This is a genomic window from Peribacillus sp. AS_2, from assembly GCF_026891895.1.
GTDB classification, from domain to species: Bacteria; Bacillota; Bacilli; order Bacillales; family DSM-1321; genus Peribacillus; species Peribacillus frigoritolerans.
Genome location: NZ_JAPTGA010000009.1, coordinates 109,692 through 131,028 on the forward strand (window position 1 = coordinate 109,692; position 21,337 = coordinate 131,028).

At 37.9% G+C, this 21,337-nt stretch carries 7 protein-coding genes; 5 read left to right on the plus strand and 2 right to left on the minus strand.

The genetic code is table 11. The annotated features are described in order from the left end of the window. Nucleotides 1-251 precede the first annotated feature (251 nt). On the minus strand, nt 252-2,294 hold the full coding sequence (locus tag OTG27_RS17060) for a hypothetical protein (protein ID WP_268937520.1): 2,043 nt from the start codon (nt 2,292-2,294) through the stop codon (nt 252-254). 880 nt (nt 2,295-3,174) lie between these two features. On the opposite strand from OTG27_RS17060, the gene OTG27_RS17065 reads away from it, so the two are divergent. From OTG27_RS17065 to OTG27_RS17085, 5 genes are read left to right on the plus strand one after another with little or no spacing between them, the layout of a single operon-like run. Beyond that, nucleotides 3,175-3,945, plus strand: a complete 771-nt coding sequence (locus OTG27_RS17065; RefSeq protein WP_268937521.1) for a hypothetical protein — start codon at nt 3,175-3,177, stop codon at nt 3,943-3,945. 19 nt (nt 3,946-3,964) lie between these two features. Further along, entirely contained in the window at nt 3,965-7,900 is a 3,936-nt protein-coding gene (locus OTG27_RS17070) for a hypothetical protein (protein WP_268937522.1), read from the plus strand. Between the two features lie 3 nt (nt 7,901-7,903). Beyond that, on the plus strand, nt 7,904-11,977 hold the full coding sequence (locus OTG27_RS17075; protein ID WP_268937523.1) for a protein kinase domain-containing protein: 4,074 nt from the start codon (nt 7,904-7,906) through the stop codon (nt 11,975-11,977). Then, the gene (locus tag OTG27_RS17080) at nt 11,964-13,526 is read left to right on the plus strand and encodes a methylation-associated defense system protein MAD7 family protein (protein WP_268937524.1); all 1,563 of its coding nucleotides are present in this window, start codon (nt 11,964-11,966) and stop codon (nt 13,524-13,526) included. The genes OTG27_RS17075 and OTG27_RS17080 overlap by 14 nt, the downstream gene beginning before the upstream one ends. 4 nt (nt 13,527-13,530) lie before the next feature. Next, a complete protein-coding gene (locus OTG27_RS17085; RefSeq protein WP_268937525.1) occupies nt 13,531-18,963 on the plus strand; it encodes an ATP-binding protein in 5,433 nt (1,810 codons plus the stop codon). Between the two features lie 910 nt (nt 18,964-19,873). Here OTG27_RS17085 and OTG27_RS17090 read toward each other — a convergent pair. Next, on the minus strand, nt 19,874-21,328 hold the full coding sequence (locus OTG27_RS17090; RefSeq protein ID WP_268937526.1) for a M20 family metallopeptidase: 1,455 nt from the start codon (nt 21,326-21,328) through the stop codon (nt 19,874-19,876). Between the last annotated feature and the right edge of the window lie 9 nt (nt 21,329-21,337).

Sequence of the window (21,337 nt, forward strand, 5' to 3'; positions counted from 1 at the left end):
GTTCTATAGATACATTTCGAATGCTATGATCCCCATGATCTCATTTCTATTAATCCAGTTCTATTGATTAATGAGATGTAGAAGCCCCAAACCCTCCAGAAACAACTTTCTCAAATGGCTGGCTCAAGAATATCTATAACACTAGGAGCATATCTTTTAGAGACAGCTTGCACCTTACCCCAAAGAGAGAAAGTCTCCTCAAAATTTACTTGTGATACGCTTCTCCGTGATAAAGCTAAATGATAAAAAGTTTACTTAGCTTCACAAGATTTAGCATAAAAATTAAATTTATTCATTGCATCTGATAAAGAACCCAAAGCATAATACCCTTCTTTAGAACGCCCTATGCATCCAATAAAAGGTGATGATAAAAATTTTAACATCTCTGAAATCTCATCTAATTGTGGAGGCGTACTAAAAATATCATTATTTCTTAAGCTTCTATATATATCTCTTTCTTGTAATAGCCCTTCTGTAATTAGATCAAAGCTTTCTTCAATTAGACAATCCATTATCGCTTGTATCAATTGTCCAGATCTTTCGATTAAACGTCTATCTTCTTTCAAAACGCTTATATCTACTTTACCCACTTGTGAAAATATCTTTTTATATGCATCTGCTTGTAAAGGAATTTCGTAATGAAACTTAATTAATTTTTCAAGAGAATCTACATCTACTAAAATCACCTTATGATCAATTGCTCTTTGAATTAATCTTTCTGATTGAAACGAAAAACCTACAACCGCTACATAATCCGCAGAATGAAGTTTTTTATGTTCTTTCAATGTAACAAAATCTATTTGTCCTTCTGACACAACTCCTGATAATGTAGATTTAGCATCTATAATAACTGTATATGAATATTTAGGTATACTTGGAGAATTTAAAAATACATCTGTCTTTCCAGACCCACCTAACCATGTAGCATTGAAACCTAATAAAGCAAATGCCGTTTTGATGGCTCTTTCAAATCTCGATGGATTGGATGAATCTTTTGCCGCTAAACGAAGTTCCATTAAGCATTCATCAATCATTGAGTTATTAATTGAGTTATTAGATGTTATATTTCCATTTTTCTTAGTTAAATCTTCTGACTCTGTAATTTGCTTTTGTTGGATAGTAACTACATTTAAAACTTTTTTCCCTCGTTCTGTTAAAGAAAACTTACCTGGCGTTTCTTCTTGAATTAATAAAGCTAACTTAAAAATATTGATTCTTTTTCTTATTTCTTCTATTCTTTCCGTTTCAAAACCGTAAGATACTTTTGCAATCACTGCCAACTCTTTAACATCTAATGGTTCTATTTCTAACTCTTTTAATAATTCAAATACAAACAAAACCTTTGAATGTATACAGTAAACTAAATCTAATGCTGATTTAGAAGTTAACCAGGTTTTTGCTAACTCTGAAGATTCATATAAAGCTATAGATTTTCTTTCAATATAATCTATATTTGTCAATGTGGTAATAAAACTACTAGCTGAAGAAACAGCTATATTAAATGTTTCTTTTGAATAATTAAGAAAAGCTTCTTTAGTAATTGGTGAATACATTAATTGAATATAGCCACTCAACGTTTCACAAATCTCTGGGATATCTCCTGGAATATATCCAATTGAGGGTTTTCTTTTTCTTAGTTGTTCTTGTGTTAATTCACATAAATCAACAGCCCAAACTGAGACTGGAATCTCTTTTTCCTCTTCAGTGATATCGCCAACTATTTTAATTTCTTCTGGCGTTACATAATCAATTTTTGAAATAAAATCTAAACCTTTTTTTGTTAGAAAATAAGTATGTTTAAAATCATTAAATTCTACTATTTTTAATTGTCTAAACCAAGTTAATCTATTATTAATTTCTGATTTTGTTTTCCAAGACAATTTATATTCTTCTTGTGCAATCTCTAGTAAATCCATTATTGTTTTAGGTGTATATAGTTTTACTAATAGTTCACCAATAAATCTTACATTTGCACAAAATATTGCTGTTAAATATAAATCATCATTAGATTCTAACCATTTCAAGCTTTCATCCGAAATTTTCCAAACTCCGCTTTCTTTATGAACCATTCCAATTGGTCTCAACCATCTACATAAGTGTTCTAATGTTGCTTCACTTTGACTACCAGAAAATTTAATTTTTGTGTTATAAGGAACTTTATTAATTACAGCATTAAGAATCTGTCTTAATACCGCTGGTTGCCCTTCATCTCCACGAGGTATTTTAGGTAAAGAAAAAACTTTTGCTTCCCATTCTCTGTGTTTTGGATATTCAGTACTATTAAACTCTTCCATTTTCATACTCCCATTATATTGTTTAATTCATCTTTATAAACCACTTCATCTTTGCTGCGATTCTATTCTATAGTAAGTTGCTCGGTACCAAAAGAATAGAGTCAAATGCAAGATGTAAGTCTATACTAACAATAGCACAGTTCAAAAGATATAGTGGACCGTCACTAAATAAAATAAACTGCACCGTTAGGTCCATAAGAAAAAGGTCCTCAGTAATGATATTCTAGTACCCTACTGAGTAGTTATCCTCAAAAACTCCAGAATCCAATTCAGTAAGATGAGGATTATTAAGATACAGCCGGGGAGTGAACTAGGTAGTTTTCCGTCTCATATACAGCTATTTTTTATTTATTTTTCTTTCTAGGGACCTACTAAGGATGGTTATAAGGTTAATTCTTCCACGCAGTCATGTCCATTTGAGCACGGATTTCTTCGTTTGAACATTCATCTGGGCACTTTTATTTTTCCCCTTGCATATATCCTTTACAAATTCTAGAACAAACGACCTAATTTATACTATAATTGAATTAAATAATATTTTTGACTTTGCGTTGTTTTTTGGATGATAGACACCATGTATTCGGTTATATGGTTTAACCGATTTTACATATAAAAACAATTGAAAAGCTGCCTGACAATTATAGTTTTTGATTTTAGTAGATGGAGCTATATGTAATTAATGAACCTTTGATTGGAGTGAATCGTCTCGTTTTTTATAGCAAATTATTCGGACAAAAAGAATTTGTTTTACATTAATATTAAAGAATAAATTTTATTTCTATTTTTTTCTGTCATAAATAGGGAATTAGCTATCCAATAGTATTACATCTTAACAATGATCTTTTATAATATATAGTATATAAAATGATGGAGTGTTCTCATGAAACATAAATATTTAATTGACCGAGTGAATATAGAGTGGATTTATCAAATTTTCACCTTACTATCTGGTAAAATGTCGGTGGAAGAGATTGTCGAGATGGCAAGAGAAGAAGGAGTAGAGTTTGGGGAACGCCGTGATGTCTTTAATCGGCTCGTGGATCTAGGTATTTTGAGCAAACAACGAGAAAAAAACGGTATATTTGTGGAATTCACTCCTTTTGGCGAGTCCGTACAGCTTCTTTATATCAAGAATCCTGACAAAATTCCATTCCTTTTACACATGCTACATATATTAAAATCATTTGAAAACAATAGCCCTAGATATTTTACCACCTATCGTTTTGTCATTGATACGGTTTTAGAAGAAAAGAATGTGGCGTCCGATCAATACAATCGGGTTGTAAAAATGCTTGAAGAAACCTATAACGATGACGAATCTATTACAGGAATGGATTCGACAACCATTGGTAAAGGCGTTGTATTCATCCAAGAAATTGTCAATGGAAAATTTGATCTGCTTGAATTTGTCGATCCGAATCTATTTACATATGGACTGCAAAAGTATATTGAAAAGAAAACAAGACAAGAAAATGGAAGCCTGCTAATTACAGATAAAGAAAAACAGGAGTTATCCATTTTATTTTTATTAGAAAAAGCGAAAATCGAAGAAATGGTGAATAAATCAATTCGATATAAAAAAGCGTTTACGATTCGCTATGCACCAAGAGGGATGGTTCTGCAAGCGATAAAAACTGTTCCATTACAATAGCAACGAGGGGGAATCATGAATGTCTGCCATTATCAATGAACTAGGGGAATTAGAGAAAATCCTAAAAAAAGATCCGATTATCAGTACGGCTACTTGGGAAGAGTTGACGGCATCACCTGAAAGCGTTGAAAGAAACTATCGCAAGCATGCGATGACTCATATGTCTTTAGGGGATGCACAGGACTACGAAAGTAAAATGGTGAAACGTATTGTCGATCAGCATAAAGTGTTTTCCGGACTAGTTACGGGAGATTTTGGTCTGGGAAAAACGAGTATGCTTGTTTATCTCTGGCATAAAGCCGAGGAAAAAGGAATGATCGCGGTTCCTCCATTTAGCTGGAGAAGCTTGGACGAGCTGTTTTCTGGAATCCATGCATGGGTGTCATACATATTAGAGAAGAAAAATCTTTCTGAAAAAGAAGAATTTGAGGAAATTTGCTCCCAATTTCAGAAGCGTGGTATGAAGAGTGAAATCAAACTGTTAATCTCCAGCGGGATGACGGAAGAAAATGCCCAAGCCTTTATTGAGAAAAAAATCAAGGAAGGGAACTATCGTTTAGAACGTACTATCGCAGAGTTTCTTCAATATTGTGATAAGATCACGAAATTCTTAGTCAATGAATGCGGCTATTCTGGATTAATGGTCTTCACCGATGAGCTGCAAATTACGTTGAATGAACTAGCTCCGGAAAAAGTGTTCCAATATTTATTTGAACTTTCCAACAGTACTTTGAATCGTGAAGGCCGTTACGGAATTATGATCGGTTTGCCGTTGAACTCGTTTGTCCAAATGCAACAGGTAAAATCAGACGCACTCGACCGATTCCAAGCACAAAAAATGCTGATCGATTTATCAAAGATTTATACGTCTGAATTTGCGGTACAACTGTGGGATCGTTATGCCTCTTACTTTGGTTTTGAAGCGTATAAGGATCAAATTATCGATGCCTATGCAATCAAAGCACTTGGACAGCTGACCGACAGCTCACGGAAGGATATCGGAAATGGACCACGTTCTGTAATCTCTGCTTTCAATGCGATTGTGAAGCATTATCAAGAAACGAAGCAAACATACACAGTCCTCGATCTCGTCGAAAATTGTATGAACGAAGATATCTTACTAGGAGAGCGTTCTCATTTTATTGCGACCGTTCAATCCCTGATCGAAAAGGTCGGAAGGGATGAGTACTATGTAAAGCTCATTTATGCACTAGCTGCCTTTCCGCAAGGATGTAAGCCGGAGGTATTGTCGGACTATCAATTGCTGAATGAAAAAGCGGAAACCCTGTTAAAAGAATGGATTGGCGTGGAAATCCGTCAAAGTTTGATTGAAGGGTATAAATTAGTCGCTCTAGATCAAGTGCAAACGGCTCCACAAAGCTTTCTTGATCAGGCTATCAAAGACTTTTTGCGTTATTATCAGGCGAATGACAAGGATTCGCAAGAAAATGCCGTTCAGTCCTTTAATCAGGTTATTGTACCTGAGTTATTAACCGATCGGAATGAACTAGACTGGATATGTATGTTTGATCAAATAACCGAAGACCCTATTGAGTTTAAACCATATGCACGCGGTGTTTTTACCACGGATATTGGCGGTACGTACTATAAGGTGAAGAATCGTTTCCCAAATCGCCATCTGCAAATTGTAACGACGAGCCGCCTTTCTGAAAAAAAACTGCCAAAATCGTTGGAATACAAACCTGAATTTGTGTATACGGGTAAGTGGATTTTCCTTTTAGATATGGAAGATAAAAGTGGAAATAAAGTTGTAAGGCAGTCTAGTGATCCATTTGCCTACGCTTTTAATTTGAATCTCAAGACGATGATCAATGTTGAAATACCGCTGCTGTCGGAGTTAATTCCATTTGAAAAAACAGATGTTCAGCTGCTGTTAAATCTGCTTCACTATCTGAACAAAACGGGAAATATTCCAACAAGTGAACAGGAAGATTTGAACTTTGTCATGAGTGAAATCATCAATGAGACAATTGCTGCTTTATTTGATGTAGAAATGAAAAACGTACATGGATCTGAATGGGAATTACGGAATCATGGAAAAAGCATCCTCATTGAATTATTTGAAAAAATGTGTGAGGAACGTTTTCCAGAATATAAAACGATAATGGTCGGTCGTTGGAAGCCGAAAATGGCCTATTTTAAAGCTGTGTTGGAAAGTGAAAAAATACCGCTTTCACAAAAAAGAGGCATTGAGCCGTTAGCTAAACAGTATCCCAGATTGACGGGGAAACAAAAGAAGGACATTGCTGCGATGTTTACATTGGGCAGTGTGGCACCATTTGAAACCTTAATGACCGATTTTCCTAGCTTACTCAGTATTCACGATGATAATCACTTATATTTAAATACTCACCCAGCCGAACGAAAAGTGGTCGAACTGATTGAGGAAAGTGCGGAAGAGATTACCATCACGAGAAAGAAAGCAAAAGCAGTTGATTTTACGGTAGTATCTGAACAATTATTAGAACTAGGCTATACAATACAAGAACGGGAGCAGCTGTTTGAATTTGCTGACATACGAAAGCTCTTTTTCAGAAGTCCAAACAAAGAAAAATTCTATATGAAGCCCCTCACGATTGAAGAATGGCGTGCCAATTTGGAAGGACAAGTTCAATACATCGAAAGCTTGAAAACAGAACTTGAATTGCAAGGGCAAAAGGTGTCGATAACGACAGAGCCGATTATTGCTCAAATTGAAAGGCTTCAGGATGAAGAAACCTATGAAAAGCTTTCAGGCGTGTTAAAAGATGTCCTACATACGCTTCAAAAAGATATGAGTCTTTTTGTGAATAGGTGGATTGATGTAATTGAAGATAAGCTTAAAAAGTCAGGAAGGGTGCTTTCTACATTAGATCATACTCTTTCAGCAGTCGAAGCCGTGGAAGAACCTGAAAAAGCTCACTGGTTCCAATACAAGGAAAAGCTTGACAATGAGTTAAAAGAGCTACAGGATCGATACGCTGCGATTACAACGGAAAAGGCAGAACTGCAAAAAACATCGATTCAAAACTTTAGTGAAGCAAATGATGGGGTCAACTTTTTCATTGATATCACGTCTAATATCGAGAGTGTAGATCGCCAATGGGACAAGCTTAAGCCGAAACGAAAAGAATTAGAAGCAGAAGTGGCTGAATGGTCGAAATGGGAAGCCTATTACAATGAAAGAAAATCTCTAAGTGATTTATTAGACCGCTTGAAGACGATGGGACTGACCCATCTCATTGAAAAAATACAACAAGTGGATACTGATATTGAAAAGGAGTGGGAAGGCGAAGGGTTGCCGTCTTACCAGCACTGGATCAATCGCTTAAAAGAAGTTCGCGAAGAAATCATGCAAGAGCTTCAAAAGTCGCGTAAGCAATTTGAAGAAGAAAAGAAAAAGTATCAGCAGCAGCTATTAATGGAACTTTCGATCCGCGGTCAGCTCCATACGCAATTCAAAGAAGACGAACAATCAAAGAGCTATCAGGAATTGCAAACAGAATTTGAATCCATGATTGTAAAGCAAGTCGATCATTGGCTTGAGCTAACGGATACTTTAGACCAACGACTTCGTTATTATACCGATGTACTGGAGATGGATGTAGAGGAAATTGAAACGGAAGTCTTCGATATATCTTCACAATTGTTTATGCTCAAAACAAAGCTTGAAGATCAAATCAAAGAAGAGGATGTAAAAGGCTTGAAGTCGATTCCAACTCGTATCTCAAAAGCTAGGAACCTCGTAGCCAATGCTGCAAAAAAAGGGGAATTGACGGAGAAGGAAGCAGAGGTCCTACTGGCGATAGAAGGTAAGTCCTGCACATTGGAAGATTTGATTTTAAAAATTGCGGACCAAACCGATAAATTTGAATTAGAAGAAGTCTTACGAGTAGCAACGAATTTGTTTAAGAAAAACCATATCAACATCCGAATCGAAAAAGGGGGAGAATAATCTATGGCCATTGTCCACCGCGTTGGACAGCCTGCATCAGAAGGAGAGCGCCTATTAATTAGAGAGCTTCAATCGACGCTCTCTAATGATTTTATTATTTATCATAATTTTGAAATCCCTTCAGGGAATGGACAGTTTTTTGAATATGACATTGTCGTTGTAGCTCCTCACGCGATTTATGTGATTGAAGACAAGTACTGGCATGGGGAAATCAAAGGGAACGATAGTAGAATCGTCTTAAGCAATAAAACCGAGAGCAATCCTTTACAACAGGTGTCCCGACAAGCGAAAGTATTAAAGAATTATCTGCAAAGTAAAAATCCGCTCTTAAGACAAGTCTGGATTGAAGATGTCATTAACTTCAGCGGCCGCGATGTTCAAATCTCCGTTAAAGGAAACAGTCGCAGCAAAATGACAACGTTAAAAACGATTTCCCATTTTATTCAAGAAAATCGAGTTCATACCGATCAATCGAGAATGAGAATTTCATTTGATCAATTAAAGCCTCTTGTACTGGAAGAAATGAAAACCTTTCAACCGATTCCAAAGAAAAATAGACGCTTTCATCATTATGAAGAAGTCTTTTTGGAAAAACAGACCGAACTTTATAATGAATACATAGTGGTAAATAAAGATACAGGCAGTGATAAGCAGTTTGTGTTAAAAGAATTCTTTATGGATCCATATCTTTCACGAGAAGAGCAAAAGCAGCAAATGCACCTCTTACGTAATGATTATAAAAAGCTCGAAGGTATGAGTGATGTTAGAGGGGTCGTTAAGCCAATTACTGCTTTTATTCCAGATGGAGATGAAAGCCGCTTTAGCGTCGTATACCAAAAGGTTGACGGCAAATCTTTGATGGAATATTACCTTGAAGAGAAGAAGCTATCTGAAGAAAAAATTAAGGATCTCTTTTTGAAGACCTTCAAAATATTGAAAGAGGTTCATCATGAGGGAATTATTCATCGTAATTTAACACCAAGTAATATTCTGATTGATCAGAGGGAACAGGTGATTCTGCAAAATTTTGAGTTTTCAAGATTGGTAGACGCATCAAGTCAGACGACGATCATGACAGAGGCTTTATCAGAAGGGCTTGATAAACGCTATACACCAGGGCGGGTGCTATCCTCTCATAACTTAGCATCACCTGCGAGCGACCTTTATTCAGTAGGAAGAATTTTTTACGACCTATTAGTGGGTAATGATCAAAATAATCTGGAGCGTGAAAATGGCAAATTACCAGCCATTCAAGGGGTAGCGGATGAAGAATTGATGAATGTCATCATCAAGATGTCGCACCATCATTATAAAGAATGGTACCAGTCTGCAGAAGAGATTTTGGAGATTTTTGAAGACGAATCAGAAGAACAGGCTGCGGAAGAGAATCCGGTAGAGGAAACGCCAGAAGTCTATGAAGAAGGTAATGAAATTGATTCACGCTATAAGATCTTGAAACGCCTTGGTCAAGGTGGAACAAGCAACGTCTATAAGGCTTTTTATGTGCCGACGGAAGAAACCTTTGCGATTAAGGTGATGAAGAACAGCCAGATTAGTAATATTAATGTCGTTCGTAAAGAATACCAGCGTCTTCGATCGATCAATCATCCACATATTGCAAAGGGATATGATGTAGATTCGGTTCATCAAGGGAAGCAATACTTTCTGAAAATGGAATTTATTGAAGGGAAATCGATGCAGCAATTGTTAGATGAACAGAATAGCTTTTCGATTCTCCAAGTCATCAAATGGGCAAGAGAACTGCTGGATGCTCTTATTTACTTGCAGAGCCTAGAAGTACCAATTATTCATGCGGATATTAAACCTGCGAACATTATGGTTCGGGATGGGAAAACGCTGCTAATTGATTTTAATATTAGCCGCGATGCCGATCAAAGTACGATTATCGGAGGAACGAAGCGTTACCTGGCACCCGATGTACATGAGATCGGGGCGAAGCCGAGTCTCGATACATTTTCCTTAGGTATCGTTTTATACGAATTGTTAAGTAACGGCAAATATCCATTTGAAGATTATATGCCGGAATTTGGAGAGGAACCAAAGCCTTTAGAGACTTATCGCCCAACGGTATCTTCCGAATTAGCGAGCTGGGTTGAAAAAGCGTGTCATCCATACCATAACGAGCGTTTCCGAACACCGCAAGACATGTTGGAAGCACTGGATGGCATTGCATCGTATTACAGTGAAATCAAAGTAAAGTTGCCTGAAAATGATTTTTCAGAAATAGAGCCTTACCCAGAAACGATCAACAGTCAATATGATAATTATTTAATCCCATATTTCCAAAGTCTATACAGTCAAAGTCCAATCAGTAATAAAGGTACTAGGGGCTTAGATCCATTTGCAAAGAGCAACTATGTCGAGACGAAACTCGAAAAAACGCTGCTGCAAAAGATCGCAGATGGAGCTTTTCAATTGGTGGTCATTACAGGAAATGCCGGTGACGGGAAAACGGCGTTTATTCAAAATCTCGAAAATAAGCTTCTTGGTGTGGATGGAAAATTAGTAAAGGACGGAAGCAACGGAAAGGTGATTGACTTTAGAGGCATCCGCTTGATTACTAATTATGATGGTTCACAGGATGAAGGTGACAAGTTGAACGAAGACGTTTTGGATGAGTTTTTTAATGTCTTTGCAGGCGATGATCCATTTTCTCACAAACCTGATGTACTTAAAGAAGTCCGCTTAATCGCGATAAATGAAGGGCGACTAATGGAATTTTTAAGCACTCATGATGAAAAATATGGCAAGCTATTCCAACACGTCGAGTCCTATTTGCGTTCACGTGAGAACCGGAAAACCCAATTTTCTCTTGTGAATTTAAACTGGAGAAGCGTTGTGGCACAAGATGAAAACACCCCTTCGATTCTTGAAAAGCTAATCAATAAATTTACGGATCCTCGAATCACAGAGCTTTGCGATAACTGCAAAGTGAAGGATGCTTGTCCGATTTATTATAATGTAACATCCATCCAGGATGAGGCTGTTGGACCACAAATTAAAGAAAATATCCGAAAAGTAGTCGAAACGGTTCATTTACGGAAAAAGCTCCATATTACGATGAGGGATATTCGTTCTGCGCTTTCCTATATTTTATATGGAACGAAGAACTGCCGCGAGATCGAAAGGCTGGCACGCTATTCTTCCTTAGCGAACAGCGAAGCCTTATTAACTGGTTTCTATTATAATTCGGTTTTCAACATGGGCCAAAGTGTGGACCGATTAATGAAGGAATTAGGAAAAGTCGATGTTTCCGAGGTGTCCGTGCCACATATTGAAAATACACTGGCCAGTCAGCCGAGTAGTGATCAGGAACTTTATGCGATCAAAGATTTATCTTATAAACCAAAAGAAACAAAGTTGTTGGATCTATTTTACGAACATCGTCCAATCCATTCGAATGAATTGATGGAAGTGGAGAAAGTGGAAGCTTTTAAAACATTTGTTTCCATTAGTAAACGCAAGTACTATTTTGAAAGCTTGGATAATGATCCTTATATTCTTCTTCCATATCCTTCGTTAAAGCAGTTTAGCAGTATCCTAAACGGGGATAAGGATTTAGAACAAGAGCTGACAGAGGTCCTTAAAGCGATTTCGTATTCCGAAGGGGTCCATCATCCATTTACAAAAGATAAATTGGCGTTAAAAGAAAGCAAGTGGAAGACAACGGAATTCGTTAGTCTCCGCATTTTCCCAAGGGAGAATTTCGAACTGCTTGTCCAGGATTTGGGTCAAGAAACGCAATTTATTGAGTATTCACCAGATGCGATCCAGATGCGATATCAGTCGGTTGAACAAGGGAAACGTATCATGCTTGATTTAACGCTTGATCTGTATGAATTGCTGCAAAAAGTGAAAAGTGGTTATGTGCCTTCGACCTATGAATTACGAGGCAGTTTTATGAATTTGACCATTTTTAAAACCCAGTTATTAAGTCAATCGTATAATCAACTGCTATTAATCGAAAAAAATAAGTATCTTTATATGGTAGAGAAAAAAGATGGGAAGTTAAGTCTATCTGCATTGGAAGGAGGAGAGCCAATTGATAAATTCTGAGAAAAATCATAAAGAATATACGGTACGAAAAGCTCTCCGTGTCCAGGCAAAGACGATTGCAAAAGACCGTGTTCTCATTAACTTTTTACCCCTTATGAAATTCAATGGCTATCGGCCTCCAAAGCCGCCTGTTGATCGTTTAAAGGGAATCTGGGACATCGTGTTCCAGCGTGAGAATGATTTTGAGGACTTTGCTGATCATCAATCCCTTGTAAAAAAGTGGATTCTGAACGATTATGTCGATATGCTTTATAAAAACAGTCCGAATAAGGTACCCAAGTTTGCTTCGCTTTTACCCTTATCATTGAATGCCTATAAAGCAAGTGAAAAAAATAATATCAAAGATTATCAAGCTAGCGAGCAGATCTGGCATTTGCTTGTTAAAGCTGATGAAGCACGGATAAATGATGGGAAACCAGCAGTCATTGATAAGTTAAGACGTTTTCTTGCCTACAATTATAATGAACAATTGGACACCGTTATTTATTCGGATGATTTGGAACTGTCCACCTGGTTGGTCGCTAGTATCACGAACCATATCCCAAATGACCGTGATGAAAAGGGAAGTCAAGTCGGTACGTCTGACCCGTTAGTGAGCATTGATCAGGCCTTGCTGTTAGCGGATGATGTAGAGCGGATTCTCGCTTATGAGCATTACATGTCTCGTTCCTCAATTCTTGAAGCGCTCAGTCAAATTTTTATGCTTCATTTAGGATTGTATGTGTTACGGGTAGCCAAACTGCTTCCTGAAATGATCAATCGAAAAAAGATGGAGCTCGATTATGAAGAGGATTCCAAACCCATTTTTCAAATTGATTTACAGCAAGGTTTTAGTGGACCTTTAGCAAAGCTATCAGGACGAAATGTCTTATTGCATGAGCAACAGCTTTCGATGCTGGTTGAATCCTTATATTATATAAGGAAGAAAATCGATTTCATGGTGGAAGAAGGCTTGTTAGATCGGAATAATTATACGTTGGAGCAGGTGATTACTTTTGATGAGAAAGATCCAAGCATCAAGCAAAAAGTGGATGATTATTTTACGGAAAAACTAAGTGAACTATCGGATTATGTTCCTGTAAATGAGGATGAGATCGAAGAACCGTTTGAAGAATATATTGAGCTGTTGAACAAATCATACAACCAATTCATTCTAGATTTCTATAAGCGTCTTCTATCTTCTGCTTTTTCAAAAAATACGGAGACCGGCATCCTACAACAAGCGGCTCGCTATAAAAAGTACAGTCTTGGATCCAAGCTGTTGGATACGATGATTCATTTAGCGATGCTAAAGCGAGGAAAGAACGGAAACTATGAAACCAAGGTTTTACGCCTCGATCAATTTATGGAATGGATGAGAGATCGGTATGGGTTTTATATCAATCAACTCATTCCAGGGTTTGATAATGATGAAGCGTACCAAGCCCTTCGCAGTAATGAACGATATTTCTCGAATAAACTGCAGGAAATTGGCTATTATCAGGCATTGAGTGATGCTTATAATACCCAGTGGTTAATTGCTAGATATGAAGTAAAGGGGGAGGAATGATCCTATGAAAATCATCGAACGGGATGATCTTGATCAAAAGGTGGGCTCCTATGTCGCCACGGTATTGATTGAGAAACTGATTAATAAAGAGCCCGGACATTGCGCACAAGTAACCGCTCTCTCTCCCCATGTCATGGAAAAAGCATGTAACGATATCTTGATGAATGGGGCGGGGAAATTTGAAGCTTATGTTCTGACTTCAAATGATAACAGCCACCGTAAGCCATTTGAAATTCACGCGACGAAATTAGTAGAAAGACGAAACCTTGAACAAAAGGTCATCGTGTTATTTATTCCTCCCAATTTACGCACAGCTGCGGAGGATTCATTTGATATTGCCACCTTTGAATGGATTTCGTTTGATCACGTGTATCAGGAAATGAAAAAGCGATTAAAGATTGAAGCCGAACAATTCATCTTGAATCTCAATCAAATTTTGTCCATTGAGAATATGACGAAATTGATTGAGAATAACTGGAAATTACCAGGTGCGATTGATTGGTGCCTTTTCTATCTTTCGATTATTGAAAATGCTGGTATTGCGAAGAGTATTGGGAACAGCCTTCCATACCTTTATCTTTTGCCGGATGAAGATGTCCTGACAGCTACGAATCAAAACACTCGGATCACAGAAAACATTAAAGCAATCGAAACGCTGCGTAATGTAACAAAGTCGATTCAAAACCGAGTCGATGAATTACATACAAAGGATAAAACAATCAAGAAGAAACTGTTACGTTTATTAAAAAGCTATTCTCACCGTGTTGATTTTGATCAATGGGTAAAAGAAACGTTAAAAGATGAGTCCTTACGGGATACACTCGTTTTTAAGCGATGGGGCGTTGAAAAGGTAATGGATAATCTCGAAGAATTAACCATTGATAAGATAAAAGGCTCTGCCCTTGTGCGCGGACAAAATGGATTGGTGTTGTTACTGGACGGGAAAAAGGATTTTAAAATCCATTACCGAAGTGTCCCGACACCCCCTTTATGTGAAGACTGGGAACGGGTCCATGTCCATCTTATTGATGCTGAAGCGGAAGAAAATTATACGATTGTCCAAACCATTTCGACTTCGAAAAAGAAGTCAGCCAATAAAGTAGCTCAAACGCAAAACGTTACGGCTACTCAATTATCTAGATTATCCGATATTGAATCCGGGCGTTATTCGATAGGGATCCAAGCAATTTCTTATGATGGCTTTATTTTGAAAGAATCAGTAGCTCCGGAAGCCTTTTACATTCAAGGAAAACCTGACAGTGAAGACGAGCCCGAGGAGAAGAAAGAAATCGTTGGGTCAAGTCAGGAGGTCTTTCGTGCCGCTCGTATAGCAACGATGAAAGAGGACGAGTATTTTCAATTTGATCCAAACGAGTTTGAATTGACCTGGGGAGTGCAGGAAGAACAGCCTGTTCCGATCCATCAACAGCTTTCTCTGTATAGCAAACAGCAAAATACGATTTTTCATCTTTCAACGAATTATTTGCTTCATGAATGTCATGGCATGTGGCTCAAACATCCTGAATTTCTCGGTACGTTGCCGTTGAAGAATGCAACGGATGCTTCACACGAAGAACTAAAGGACTGTCTTCAATTTGAACAGCAATATGATGAAATTGAATACGATTCTAACACATATAAGCAATTTCTTCGTCAAAGGAAACGCTTCTGTAAGGCGATTACGGACCTTGGTCCCTATCATTGGGAACAGATTTTAAGCTTTGAAGAAAGCTTTTTAGTAGAAAAAGCGGAGAAATATCTGACTATGTACGAAGCGTTGCTGACAGAGCTTATGGAACAAAATACAGAAGAAACGCAGCTACTGATGAATCGCCTTCGTATGACCGATTTGATTGAAGTTCATATAGCGGATTCTGTCTTTTATCTAATGACGCCTTCGCATCCATTAAAATTGGCTTGGTCTTTACAATATGAAGAGACCAGCGATAAGTGGATGAATGAGGTGGGCAGACTATCTGACAGAGATCGTCGTCTTCGCGGTATTTCAACGCTATTGTCAGAACAGACGAGTATTTATTATCCATTCATGGTGAAGGACCGCCATAATTCTTGGTATGTGAATGTTGATACAATTGGAAACAATTGGGGCATTTTTGTTCCCATCTCGAAGATGACCGACGATGCTTTCCTGGAAAGTATCAATGAGACTTTGCAGATCAATCGAAATTACAAGCGTAAAAGTAAATTTCCTTATCAACGAATGAAGGAAAAGTTTTTACAATATCTAGAAAAACGTCCGTATTTATCGATTCTCACGATTAATGTGTTTGAACCGGACGATGGATCCGAGATCCTTGCTCTCTTTAAGCAAATTTTTAAATCCTTCCAGGAGGAGAAATATCGGATTTTCCAAAACCTGCGGATCAACTTGAGACTGTTCACTGAGCATGAAGAAATGCTCGATGGTTTAGGAAACGCGATTGATGATTTGATGACCTCTGGAGAAGGTAAAATGGTTGATGATTTCCAAGCGAGAATTACGATGGAAACCGAAAATCCATTATTCCCGATGTTCTCTTATTCCAAGCATTTAACCAGTGACTTTAAAGAGGACCCGAATCAATTTGAGGCTAATCTTTCTATCCTAAGTCAACTGTTAAAAGCAGAGGTAGGATTTATCAATGAACAAAAAGCAAAACAATATCGCTCTTCCTATTTCAACGGCTTGAGCTATGAGTTAGTTTCTCATACAAGCGGGAAAAATGAGAATGATCAAATGTCTTATTGGAAAAAGTTTGTCTCAACAAAAGGAAAACCATCTGGCAACCAAAAGGCTGAAGGAATGCTGTCACTGCTTGCAAGCTATTCTTCCTTGATGATGTTTGATGAAACGGACGAGATCGGTAATCTGCCAGGATTAATGATTACCATGGATGCCGATTTAAAAAAACATCTAGAAGGGATTCATCAGGCCTCCGACTGGGTGATCATCATTGATGAATACTTAGGGGTTGATTTCCTTGATCGTCCAGCATCTGGCAGGGATCGTTATCACTTGATCGACTTTGCGCCTGATGACAGCTTAGAGCGAAATCAAGTCTATGTATCGACCAATAAGGTATCCGAGATTGAAAACATCGTGAAGCCAGTCGCTCAGTCGATTGGATTAAAGCTAGGTGAACATGCAGAAAGTGCCGTGATAGACAGTTTAAATGCTATCTCTGGTCAGCTTGTTATGAAGCTTACGTCCAGTACTTCGCAAGTTAAAGGTGCACTTGGTATGGCATTAGCGCGATTGTATTTTAGAGAATTCAATCAATCGAATGAAGAACTTCAGCTCATCGTGATTCCTTTAGATGCCCATAAAAATTGGTTTGTTAAAGAACGGAAATCGTTGGTGAGTCAAAAAATGACCGACATTTTAACCGTTGCCTGTAAACCATCGAAAAAGGAAATTGCGTTTAATCTTATTGAAGTGAAGTGGCGAAACACGCTTCCAGGTGGAAATATTGTAAGTGCGACTGATTTTCGTGAAGATATCGTCGAGCAGCTGGAAAACAGCGAGCAGCTTTTGAGAAAGAAATTTGTGAGTGAAGAACAAAGCGAGCCTGTTTTTCTGCAACAATCAAAGGAACTAGCCAATATTCTATTTTATTATCTTGATCGTTCGTATCGCTTTAAAAGTGTCACAAGCGATGCTTATTTGAAAACTAAATCGTTCCTTTTAAAAATGGATGATGTGACGGAACCTTATCATCTGTCGTTTAAGAAACATGCCTTCATTTTCGCGATGGATCAAAAAGGCATTGACAGCCGAACCTTAGATGGTGTCGGTTATCATGTAGTCGGAAAAGACAAGGTAGAACAGTATTTCCGATCGGCGGAAGCAGAGTTTGATCAAGAAACCGAGTATTTTGGTGAATTGTCACGAGAAGAGTTGCAACGTCGTGCCTCATTCTTCTTTACAGATCTTGAGTTGGAGCGAATCAGAGAAGAGAGAAGAAAGGAAAAAATGGATGAGCCTTCTTTGGATTTAGAGGAACAGGAAGAGATTCAGCAGCCTGAAGATGAAAGTCCATATAGTGAAGAAGTGCAATTCGAAGCGGAAGAGGTATTGCCTTCTGACTTGGATTTAGAAACAGATATTGCGGAAGAGGAAGATTCCGAGACTCCTAAAGATGATGATCCCAATGGATTGCTCGATCTAGAGTTAGAAGATGGAGACGAGGAGGAAGAGCCCAATTCCTCAGTTCCTGAAGAAGCGGAAAATTGTCCGCCCCCAACAATTTTCATTGGTGATCACCATGTGAGCAATCAGTTTGGAATTTTAGGAAAACTGGCGATAAATGGGGACACCATTGGCATTGATTTAGACGGGACATTAACGATTAGTTTATTTGGTGTTCAAGGCAGTGGAAAAAGCTATACCGTTGGGTCAATTCTAGAAATGGCAACAAAGCATTTTACCAATGCGAACAAGCTCCCAGCGCCACTTGGCAGTGTGGTCTTCCATTATAGCCGTTCCGATACCTATGAACCGGAATTCACCTCAATTCGAGAGCCAAACAGCAATGAACGAGAAGTGGAAAGACTCCGAGCCGAATACGGAATTGAACCAGAGGGCATTGAAGATGTCGTTATTATCACGCCTGTGGATCGTGTGGAAGAACGAAAGCGCGATTTTCCTTCGTTTGAAGTGTTGCCACTGCAATTTAGTACAGATGAATTGAATGTGGAGGATTGGCAATTCCTTATGAACTCGGAAGGCAATTCTGCAATGTATTTGAGACAGTTGAAATCCGTTCTTCGTCTTTACCGAAGGAATTTAACGCTTGAGAATATTCGCCGCGGAATTGAAGAAGAGGACTTTGATGATCGTTCTAGAAAGCTGCTGGAGAGAAGGCTTCGATTTGTAGAGGATTATATTAACGAAGGAATCCGAATCGGAGAAACGTTAAAACCAGGCAGAGTCGTTATTGTTGATATTCGTGACGAATTTATTGAAGAGAATGAAGCGCTTGGATTGTTCATGGTTTTGCTTCGAGTGTTCTCTGATGTGAAAAACCATGACCGTCCATTCAACAAGATGATTGTATTTGATGAAGCGCACAAATACATGGATGATCCAGCCCTTATGAAAAATGTGGTTGAAGTGATTCGAGAAATGCGCCATAAAGGCGTGTCGATGATCATCGCTTCGCAAAACCCTCCATCAGTACCAAATGAAATTATCGAATTATCGAATCTAGTGGTGCTGCACAAATTCAATGCACCATTATGGTTAAAGCATATTCAAAAGACGTTAACGGCCACAGCAGAATTGATGCCTACGAAACTAAATCAGTTAAAAGCAGGGGAAGCGTACATTTGGGCTAGTAAATCGACGCATTCAATATTTGAAAAAGAACCGCAAAAGGTATTGTTAAGGCCTCGAATTACATTGCATGGTGGGGCTACTAAGAGGGCGACAGATTGAGTAACAACCAATTATTTGGTGAAATAGACCTTGTAGTTTCTGAACTGCACCCCAATTGTTAGAAACCATCTAACAATTGGAGGTGCTATTTTTCATGACAAAATATTCATTTAAGTTGAAATTAAAAGCTGTCCTTGCTTATTTAGAAGGAGTTGACTCATTCAGAACTGTCGCCCAACGAACATAATTACGTAATTCTAATGTAATAAAGAGAGTCAAACTGGTATAAAGAAGGGAATTATTCATTCTTAAATAGGATGGCAAGTTTGTATTGGAATTATATGGATTATCTCATTTTTTTCGTCTCATAAGTTAAGATTACTCTTTGCAATGAGATACTAATAAAAAAAGCCTCTAAAATATACCTAGAGGTTTTTTCTGTCTACGGAGTCCTGGAAAAACCGTAGTTGGAGTTTCCCAAATTATACTTTACAATAAAAGAAATTGATTCAATAAAATGTAAATGTTATTTGGAATTTTTTAATCCGTCTCACTACAACAAGATTACTTGTTGTAGTGAGACGGATTATTTTGTGTACTATTAACTTCCTATAATTTATCATATGTAAACTCGATAAATCTCAAACTATGGTGTGAAGTCTATATATTCTTATGAAAATTCTTCAAAAGAGTAGATTTAAATATGTTGAATAAATTCAAATTTCACAACATTTTACGGTGGAGATAGCAAAGGCTACACAGATTAAACACTATTAAATCTAAGTAACATGAATTGAATTAATAGGGCGAATAGTGGGGAACCATTATTTTAGTCATTTAATATTATTTGGAATAAGCCTATTCGGGAACAACACTCGAGTAGGCTTATTTATTATTACAAGCAACACCTTTACTTATGGTTCACCTTAATGCATCTAAATGATATTTTTATTTTTAATTGATCAAACTATCAATTAAACAATTTTTGTTTGATACCCTTTTGTTTATTTTTCGGAGGGGTAAGGTCACTTGGAATTAGGGATGTATAAGTTTCCCCTTCGAGTCTTTCAGCTAATTCTTTTTTAGCATTTTCAAGTAATTCTGGGTTTTCAAGAGCCGAAATAGCCGTACATGCCATTGCTTTTCCAGCTAATAACATGGCATCATGGGCGTAGCTTTCTTTACCTTGTGCGACAGCCTGCCAGGTATGAAAGGGTGTTCCAAACGCCCAGGTGGAAGTAACACATTGTGCAGTTGGAACATTCCAGCTAACATCGGCAACATCTGTAGACCCCCCCATAAATGTTTCTTTTTCAGAAAAAGGAACGATAAATTCGGCAATAGGTCGTTCTGCTAATTGAGAAGCTCCTTGTCTCCCAACTTGTAAAGCTGCCGTACGCTTCTCCTCGTCAGTCAACGTTTCATAGATTGTTTTTGCATAGTTTATATCCTGTTGAGTAGCAAGAGGTGCGCCTATTTCCTGCATATATTGGTGCATCACTTTTTCAAGGGTCAGATTTGGAATTAAATTATGGCAGGAACCTTGAATTTCGAAATCAACCTTCGTTTGCGTCATAAGTGCCGCACCGCGGGAACAGTTAACTACCCTGTCATAAAGCTCTTTTACCTGATCTGGTTTCGGTGCACGGATTAAGTATGTCACTTCCGCCTCAGCCTGAACAACGTTTGGAGCCAATCCTCCTGTATTGGTTACAGCATAATGAATTCGAGCTTCATCAATCATGTGTTCCCTCAAATAATTGACTCCAACGTTCATAAGTTCGACTGCATCTAAGGCACTTCTTCCTAAATGTGGTGATGCAGCGGCATGGGCACTTCTCCCTTTAAATTTAAAGTGTGCATGGATGACAGCATTGGCAGTGGAGTTCATGACAGCATTCATTGTTGAAGGATGCCATGAGAAGGCAGCATCAACATCTTTAAAAAGACCGTCTCTTGCCATAAAGGTTTTCCCGTATCCACTTTCTTCTGCTGGACAGCCAAAATATTGTACGGTTCCACCAAGCTTATTTTCTATCAAATAATCCTTAACCGCAATAGCTGCTGCTAAGGAACCTACTCCCAGCAAATTATGTCCACAGCCATGGCCATTTCCATTTTTAATAATGGGCTCAGATTTACTGCTGCGTGCTTGTTGACTTAACCCTGCCAAGGCATCATATTCCCCGAGAATCGCAATGACCGGATGACCAGATCCATATGAGGCAATAAAACCTGTTTCAAGACTAGCTATTCCCTTTTTTACGGTAAACCCTTCCTTTTCCATTGCTTCGCTAAGCAAATCAGCTGAACGGAATTCCTCAAATCTGGTTTCTGCAAACTCCCATATTTGATCACTTAGCTGTGTAAACAAGGTGCGTTTATTATCTATTAAATTTGTAATTTTTTCTGATAGAGTAGTCAATTTTTCCAT

Bases quoted from the DNA above. Each gene is read 5' to 3' on its own strand.
- OTG27_RS17070 (WP_268937522.1), top strand. From the start codon at position 3,965: ATGTCTGCCATTATCAATGAACTAGGGGAATTAGAGAAAATCCTAAAA.
- OTG27_RS17065 (WP_268937521.1), top strand. From the start codon at position 3,175: ATGAAACATAAATATTTAATTGACCGAGTGAATATAGAGTGGATTTAT.
- OTG27_RS17060 (WP_268937520.1), bottom strand. From the start codon at position 2,294: ATGGAAGAGTTTAATAGTACTGAATATCCAAAACACAGAGAATGGGAA.
- OTG27_RS17075 (WP_268937523.1), top strand. From the start codon at position 7,904: ATGGCCATTGTCCACCGCGTTGGACAGCCTGCATCAGAAGGAGAGCGC.
- OTG27_RS17085 (WP_268937525.1), top strand. From the start codon at position 13,531: ATGAAAATCATCGAACGGGATGATCTTGATCAAAAGGTGGGCTCCTAT.